General features: G+C 61.2%; 7 protein-coding genes and 1 tRNA gene. 5 read left to right on the forward strand and 3 right to left on the reverse strand.

The features are described 5' to 3' along the window. Positions 1 to 182 precede the first annotated feature (182 nt). The 4 genes from EQG76_RS25725 (at position 183) to EQG76_RS25740 (ending at position 1,865) form a co-directional block, all read left to right on the forward strand. On the forward strand, positions 183 to 998 hold the full coding sequence (locus EQG76_RS25725; protein WP_159717581.1) for a hypothetical protein: 816 nt from the start codon (positions 183 to 185) through the stop codon (positions 996 to 998). A gap of 9 nt (positions 999 to 1,007) precedes the next feature. Then, positions 1,008 to 1,265, forward strand: coding sequence for a hypothetical protein (locus tag EQG76_RS25730; RefSeq protein WP_159717583.1), 258 nt, complete (start codon positions 1,008 to 1,010; stop codon positions 1,263 to 1,265). A gap of 85 nt (positions 1,266 to 1,350) precedes the next feature. After that, positions 1,351 to 1,566, forward strand: a complete 216-nt coding sequence (locus EQG76_RS25735; RefSeq protein WP_159717585.1) for a hypothetical protein — start codon at positions 1,351 to 1,353, stop codon at positions 1,564 to 1,566. Next, complete coding sequence (locus tag EQG76_RS25740) at positions 1,563 to 1,865, forward strand: hypothetical protein (protein ID WP_159717587.1); 303 nt, start codon at positions 1,563 to 1,565, stop codon at positions 1,863 to 1,865. The genes EQG76_RS25735 and EQG76_RS25740 overlap by 4 nt, the downstream gene beginning before the upstream one ends. Here the strand turns inward: EQG76_RS25740 and EQG76_RS25745 are convergent. The 3 genes from EQG76_RS25745 to EQG76_RS25755 all read right to left on the reverse strand — a co-directional run bounded on the left by EQG76_RS25745 (position 1,854) and on the right by EQG76_RS25755 (position 5,287). After that, positions 1,854 to 4,094 carry a KAP family P-loop NTPase fold protein gene (locus EQG76_RS25745; RefSeq protein WP_159717589.1) on the reverse strand — a complete coding sequence of 747 codons (2,241 nt, stop codon included), beginning with the start codon at positions 4,092 to 4,094 and terminating at the stop codon, positions 1,854 to 1,856. The two genes, EQG76_RS25740 and EQG76_RS25745, sit on opposite strands and share 12 nt — an antisense overlap. 6 nt (positions 4,095 to 4,100) lie before the next feature. Then, complete coding sequence (locus tag EQG76_RS25750) at positions 4,101 to 4,937, reverse strand: calcium-binding protein (protein WP_159717591.1); 837 nt, start codon at positions 4,935 to 4,937, stop codon at positions 4,101 to 4,103. Between the two features lie 256 nt (positions 4,938 to 5,193). Beyond that, positions 5,194 to 5,287, reverse strand: a tRNA-Ser gene (locus EQG76_RS25755). 133 nt (positions 5,288 to 5,420) lie between these two features. Between EQG76_RS25755 and EQG76_RS25760 the strand changes: the two genes are divergently transcribed. Continuing rightward, positions 5,421 to 6,764 (forward strand): MATE family efflux transporter, encoded by a 1,344-nt coding sequence (locus tag EQG76_RS25760; protein ID WP_159717593.1) that lies wholly within the window; start codon positions 5,421 to 5,423, stop codon positions 6,762 to 6,764. Positions 6,765 to 6,875: the final 111 nt, after the last annotated feature.

Raw genomic sequence — 6,875 nt, forward strand, 5'->3', positions numbered from 1 at the left:
TTCGTCCAGGAGCCCGAGCAGAAGCCTCAGGAGCGCCAGGGACGTCCTGCCCGCCCATTGCCCACCCCTGGCGAGCGACAACACCAGGAGCGCGGCCAGCGCGCCGCCAGCGACGCCCGGCGCCGGCAGGACGACGCCATGGCCAACCTCAACGACCCAATCCCCGACTAGGAGCCCTCAGCATGTCCACGAACTATCTCGACCAGATCACCCCCACCTCCACTGCGGCCGAGGTCGCCGCTCTGCTGGCGGAAGCCAGGGCCGCCCGTGCCGCTGCGGAAGACGACCGTGTGGCTGCGATCACCAGCGGCGAGCACGGCAAGTTGGCGGAGAACGGCGACAAGATCGCGGCCCTGGATCGTGCCATTGCCGACTTGGTGATTGCCGAGGGAGCAGCGCAAGCACGGGAAGCTGAGGTGGCCGAGGCTGCGCGCCTCCAGGTCATCGAGGGCTACGGCTTGTCCGTCGAATTCTATGCGAGCACGGTCCACCATGTTGCCGAAGAGATCGACGCTCTGATCGATGCCTTGGCTGCCAAGACTGCGAAGCTGGAAGAGTACTGGGAAGGGTTCCTGGCCCATCACCGCGCCCGCCCGCCCGAACTGAAGACGTTCCCGGCACCCGACCTCTCCTGGCTTCCCCGTCACGGTCACGAGCTGCGGCGGGTGACGCGCAAGGCGATTGCCAGCCGCAGCCCCGAGATGATGAACCTTGTCAGCGGCAACGCGTGGGCGATCCTGCCGCAGAACAAGTCCCTCGTTGCCGAACTCCAGTCGCTCACCTCGCCCGTCAAGGCGTTCTACCGCTCGCTGACACCACCCGCAGCGGTGGAAACGACCAGCGCTGCTGCCGAAGCCGAGGTGGCCGAGCCGCCAGTGCTGCCGATCGAGCCCGCCCCGGCGCCAGAGGCTCAGGAAGCCGATCCCGGTGTGCCGCTGCCGCGACGTGCTCCTGAGCCGCCTCGGGCCCTGATCGAGTTCGACCCCCTGGCGGTGTGAGGACCGACGATGAACGACAAGATCGAGGCGATGCGACGTGACCGGGACTTCCGGCAGCGGCTGGTTGCGGGCGACCTGCACGCCCGCACCGAATGGGCGGCAGTCTGGTCGGAAGCGGCTGGGCAGCCCGAGCCGTTGCTGACGCCCCAGGAGGCGATCGACCAGCTCCGCGCCAGCGACGACTTCCGCGAGCGCCTGATCAGCGGCGACGTGGACGCGCGTCAGATCTGGAACGACCTGTACGCCAAGCTGCGGGACGGTGCGTGAAATGATAGCTCCAGGCGGCTCCGGCCGCACGACAAGGCGCGATTTGGGCAGTCCTGGAGCCCAGCAAGCCTACGGAACACTAACGATGACGAACCTGCCCCCGCCCCCCATCAAGCGCTACCAGCTCGACACCATGGACCGCTGCCGGCGCGAGCTGGCGAAGCTGTACGGCGAGGCCAGGCGTGGCGAGCTAGATGCAGCGGAAGCCTCAAAGCTCGGCAATATCGTGGTGCAGATCGCCCGGCTGATCGAGGGCGGCGAGCTGGAACGACGGATCGAGGACCTGGAGAAGCGCCGATGAGGACGAAGCTATTGCAGGCGCGGCTCAACCGGTTGCAGCAGCGGGAACGCAGCAACGGCCTGAACGGCTTGGCGGATCGGCTGGCGGCAGTCCGCCGGGAGCGTGAGGAAGCGGAGGCGCGCGGCGAGCGCCTGGTGGAGTGGTGGGAAGAGCCAATGCCGCCCGAGCGGGAAGCCGAGATGGAGCTGACGGAGCTGGGGCGGCGGCTGTTAGAGATCCGGCAAGCATTGGCTGCCAAAGCGGCAGGGTTGGCCCAGCCGGATCACCACACGCATCCTGTTGAACCACTAGACAGTTGAGCCCGACAATTTAAAGCTCATACCAGGATGCACTTTCATTAGCGTACTTGCGACGCTCTCTAAAATTGATCGATACCTCGGAGTAACATCGATGGCGATCGCGGCCTTCCAGATTTCTTCGAGCATATCTTCATGACCCGTGCCTAGTTTCAATCCTTCTTCCACACATTTCTTGAAAGCTAAAAGTATCATCATGGCGTAGATGGATACCTGACGATCTTTGCCCGCCTGCGAGAGAATATCTGCTAGCGCTTTACCCTGTACTGAGCCAGATCTGAAAGGGCCGCTCTCCGCGCGAACGAGGCGACCAAACACGCCGCTACCATAGTCCCCGTTGAACATTGCCTCGGCCTCTTCTGGCGTAGAGCATCTTAACAGTGCTTCACCGACAGCAGGTATTATCAGATCGACGAGATCTTCATTGAGCTTAACCCACTGAAAGTCTCCAAGCTCCAAGCGTCTTCGTGCATCCTCCACATTCTCCCAACGCCGAACCAGCAGTCTAGCGAGTGGCATCGCACAAGATCCAAGGGCTTGCTGAACAATACGCAGAACTTGAGCTCGCTCCGCGTTCCTCCGTTCTTGCTGATAGAATGGAATTACCCAACTCTGCCACTGACGCACTGTGTTGAGCAATTCGTCTACGTGCTTAACAAGCTCCTCACATTCATCTAGCAGTTCAAACGCTCTGGAGAAGGATTTTAGGAGATCTTCAGACGACCGCAGCCTTATTTCGGCTTCGTGATGACCCGTGACAAGTCTTACAGCATCAAGCTCAGAACCATACCTTCGAATTAAGCGATAAATAATCCCATCCACGATATCATTACGGCCAACAGCATTTTGTTTTGCCAATTGATCAATCCAACTAATAATAGCTTCTTGATCATCATTAGTACTCTTAACAAATTGAAAAACATCTCTATCAGTTACCGACGGACTAAGATTGTGCAAGCGTAGACTATAGATCAACTTGTAACGTGGAACCTTCTCACTGTATTCCGCCAACTTTCCCAGCATAGATCGAATGGATGCTGCCGAACTATCACTACAAACCGCTGCTTTACCCACAAGTTTTTCTGCGAACACATCGAGTTCTCTATCTTTATCTTCTCTAGTTGAAACTGACAAAGTCGAGAATGGCTTGCTCATCAGCAAAGGCCAGAAATCTTCGGCCATTAGGCGCCTAAGGGCACCCTCATGTATCTGCCGAAAGGCTTCCACCCAAAAGACAATCCACCAATCTATCTCGTCTGCAACGTGGGTGCCAGCAAATACTCGATACAACCACAGATGCCGTATCAACGACCGCAACTTCCGAGGACTGCCGGGTATAACTTCAACGAATGCCGCAGCACACTCTGATAAGTCAGGGGCGAACCCGCAGTAAGCTTTGATTTCAGATAAGATCCAGCGCAACCGCGCTTCGATGCGCGGCTCCGGAACCGCCAATCGGTAATCAAAGATTTTCTCAAGGAATAAGTCCGCGTCCTGCCATGACTTATTTGTCTGCTCTAGGCTCCTAGCCACTATCTCTCGATCGAACGGTACTAAAAATGAAAAGCCTGCGATCTCAAGAAGATCCCTAAGGCGTAAGAGAATTTCGGGGATGATTTTTGGATCTGCACGGTCGAGATCATCTAAGATAACTATGACGCGATGCTCTTTGCCAATCGCCTCTCTTATATTGTCAACGAATTGCTGATCAACTTTCAGTAGGGATCCCATCAACCCACCACCAGCAGCGATGGCTGTTTCGATTGCTGGAGCAATCCAAGCTTGGCCTGTAGATTTCCCAGCTACCTGCCCAACTGTGCGCGCGGCCGAGCCCATCCAACCGAGTTTTCTTGAGTAGCGCGCTGCATCAAGTCGATAGAAGATCGTTCGGCTTGTATTTATGTGAAGCCCTTGAACTTTGATCGCTTCGTCGATGGCTTGTGCAAAGGCCAGCCATAGCTCTGCGATCGTTTCAATTCGAGATAAGTTCAGTTCGACAACTAGATGTTTGGCAGCCTTGGCCCGTTCAGAAGTTAGGCGGGCGATACTTGTTTTTCCCTCGCCCCACGCTCCGTGTAAGGCTACTCGTACCGGCCAGTCGTCTGGAGCCTCTGTTAGTTCACGATAGAGACGCTCGACAATCAGATGTCGGCCCAGGCGATCCTCTTCACGGCGGGATAGTACAACATCAGTTGCAGGAGCATGGATCTTGTCGATGTCGCTGTCGGTCATTGTTGTTCACTGAATGGCTTGATATGTGAGATCTGCTTGCCGTAGTTCCGTCACCCCCTGCAAGGTGATGGTTCCGCCGAAATACATGTCGAAGGCAGGGAAGCCGCTCACGGTGCCGAGCTGGTAGACGTCGATCGCTAGGTTGCCGCCGATCACGTCCGTGGCGGCATCAAGTCCATCGATCTGACCGCTGTCGTCCGTATCCAGATCATCGAAGGTGATCGCATGGAAGGTGATTACCTCAGGCGGCCCCTCTGCCGGCATCTCATTGGTCTGTTGAGTGATCACCAGCTTGTCCACGCCACGCACGAAGTCAGCGATCGTTGTGCTCGCGTGGCTGAGCCGGCCATCATCAGACAGCTGAGGGTCGATCTGGAAATCAAACTGGAAGATGTCGGCACCATGATTGCCGATCATCGTGTCACGGCCCTCGCCGCCATGCAGGATGTCGTCGCCTATGCCGCCGATGAGGACGTCATTGCCGTGCGGATTTGGGCGACCATCATCCGGCCATCCAGCAACGTTGTCGCCCCAGAGCTCGTCGTTACCATCCCGGCCGAGCAGGATGTCGCTGCCCTCGTCGCCATGCATCTCGTCGTTGCCAGCGTCGCCCCACATGCGGTCATCGCCTTCGCCGCCGAACATCCGATCGTTGCCGGCACCGCCATGTAAGCGGTCGTTGCCGAGGTCGCCGACCAGCAGGTCCTCACCCGCCCGACCGTTGATCAGATCACCTCCGTGCTCGCCATAGAGTTCGTCATCGCCCTTGCGGCCGGTGATGATGTCGTCCTCAAGCGTGCCCCGGATTGTGTCTGGGCCATCCGTGCCTGTGAGATTTGCCATGGTCATCCCGCTTGAGTGATCGGGCGGCAAGCCATGATGAGCGCCCGGCGTCGTTTCCGGAAAGCCTGGACAGGCTCGGACGATCCGTCAACGCGGTCGACAGGGGATGGACGCCTTCCTACTCAACACCGTGTAGGTACGGCGAGCAGTCCGCGACCGTCCGGGGGCGTATGCGCGGTAAGTGTGGGGCTGGACGTGGGATGGCCCAGGCGTTGACAGCGCAACCGCCTGATATTGCTAGAGAAATTCAAACGGCTGGCGGAGGGGAAGGGATTCGAACCCTCGATAAGGCTTTAGGGCCCTATAACGGTTTAGCAAACCGCCGCCTTCAGCCACTCGGCCACCCCTCCGCGGCGTGGTGCGAGTAACACCGCTTGCGGGTGGTGGTCAACGGATTGCGGCGGGCTGTGGAATGCGGCGTAGCTATTCCTGCGGCCGGCGTGGCGGGGCCGGCTGGCGGGCCTACGGGCCTTGGAGGGAACGGTGGGCGAGGTCATGGAGCTGGCAAGAGCACGGCGCGAGGCACGGCGGCTGGCCGTGCCGCTGATCCTCGCCAATCTCGCCGTGCCGTTGCTGGGCATGGTCGACACGGCGGTGGTCGGCCATCTGCCGGATCCCGCCGATCTGACCGCCGCGGCACTCGCGACCCAGCTCGTCTCGGTGCTCTGGTTCCTGTTCGGCTTCCTGCGCATGGGTACCACCGCGCTGGCCGCGCAGGCGGTGGGAGCGGGCGACAGGAAGGCGCTGACGGCGACCGGGATCCGGGCGCTGGCGACGGCACTGGCGATCGGCGGTGTCCTGATGCTGCTGAGCTGGCCGCTCCAGTTCCTGGGCCATCTCCTGTTCCTGCCCTCGCCCGAGGTCGCCGCCGGGTTCGACCAGTTCCTGGCGATCCGCCTCCTGGGCGCGCCAGCGGCACTCGGCCAGTTCGCGCTGACCGGCTGGCTCCTGGGCCGGCAGGACGCGCGCGGGCCCTTGCTGGTGGCGGTGCTGGGCAACGTCCTGAACGGGGTGCTCGACGTCTGGTTCGTGCTGGGCCTGGGGCTCGGCCTCTCGTCGGTGGCGGTCGCCACCACGCTTTCCGAATATGCAGGGCTGCTGGTGGCGCTGGCCCTGGTGCTGCGCCGGGTCAGGCCCGGCCGCGCCGAGATTGCCGCTGCCCTGGCCGACCGGCCGGCACTGACCCGGCTGTTCCGGGTCAATCGCGACCTGTTCCTGCGCTCCTGCTTCCTGGAAGGATCATTCGTCGCATTTACCGTGCTGGCGGCGCGCCAGGGCGAGACCTTCGTCGCCGCGAACGCGATCCTGATGACCTTCTTCACCGCCACCGCCTGGCTGCTGGACGGCTTCGCCCAGGCGGGTGAGACCATGATCGGGCGAGCCACCGGTGCCCGCTCGGCCGGATCCCTGCACCTGGCGATGCGTGTGGCGTTCGAGCACGGCCTGGTCCTGGCGGTGCTGCTGACCGGGCTGCTGGCCTTGGCCGGCCCCTCTGCGATCGAGCTGATGACCCACCATGCCGCCGTCCAGACCACCGCCCACCAGTACCTGCCCTTCGTGATCGCCCTGCCGCTCGTCTCGGTCTGGGCCTTCGTCCTGGACGGGGTGTTCTTCGGTACCGGCCGCGCGGAGGTGCTGCGCAACGCCATGGCGCTGGCACTCGGCCTGTTCCTGGTCAGTGCCGCGCTCCTGGTACCGGTTCTGGGGGGTACCGGGCTGTGGCTGACCCTGCTCCTGTTCCTGGCCAGCCGCGGGGTCCTGCTGTGGTGGAGCTTTCGCCGCATCGGCGGCAGCCGGGCCCTGGCCGCGCCGCATGGTTCGGGCTAGTCGAGGGGCACGGGTCAGCGGCAGCCGAAGGAAGGAACGCGACGATGAAGGTACAGGCGGCGGTGGCGTTTGCGGCGGGCGAGCCGTTGCGGATCGAGACGGTCGATCTGG

The sequence above is a fragment of the Geminicoccus flavidas genome (assembly GCF_009806515.1).
Lineage (GTDB): Bacteria > Pseudomonadota > Alphaproteobacteria > Geminicoccales > Geminicoccaceae > Geminicoccus > Geminicoccus flavidus.

Excerpts from the sequence above, each read along its gene's own strand:
- EQG76_RS25750 (WP_159717591.1), bottom strand. The coding sequence starts at position 4,937 with ATGGCAAATCTCACAGGCACGGATGGCCCAGACACAATCCGGGGCACG.
- EQG76_RS25740 (WP_159717587.1), top strand. The coding sequence starts at position 1,563 with ATGAGGACGAAGCTATTGCAGGCGCGGCTCAACCGGTTGCAGCAGCGG.
- EQG76_RS25735 (WP_159717585.1), top strand. The coding sequence starts at position 1,351 with ATGACGAACCTGCCCCCGCCCCCCATCAAGCGCTACCAGCTCGACACC.
- EQG76_RS25725 (WP_159717581.1), top strand. The coding sequence starts at position 183 with ATGTCCACGAACTATCTCGACCAGATCACCCCCACCTCCACTGCGGCC.
- EQG76_RS25730 (WP_159717583.1), top strand. The coding sequence starts at position 1,008 with ATGAACGACAAGATCGAGGCGATGCGACGTGACCGGGACTTCCGGCAG.
- EQG76_RS25745 (WP_159717589.1), bottom strand. The coding sequence starts at position 4,094 with ATGACCGACAGCGACATCGACAAGATCCATGCTCCTGCAACTGATGTT.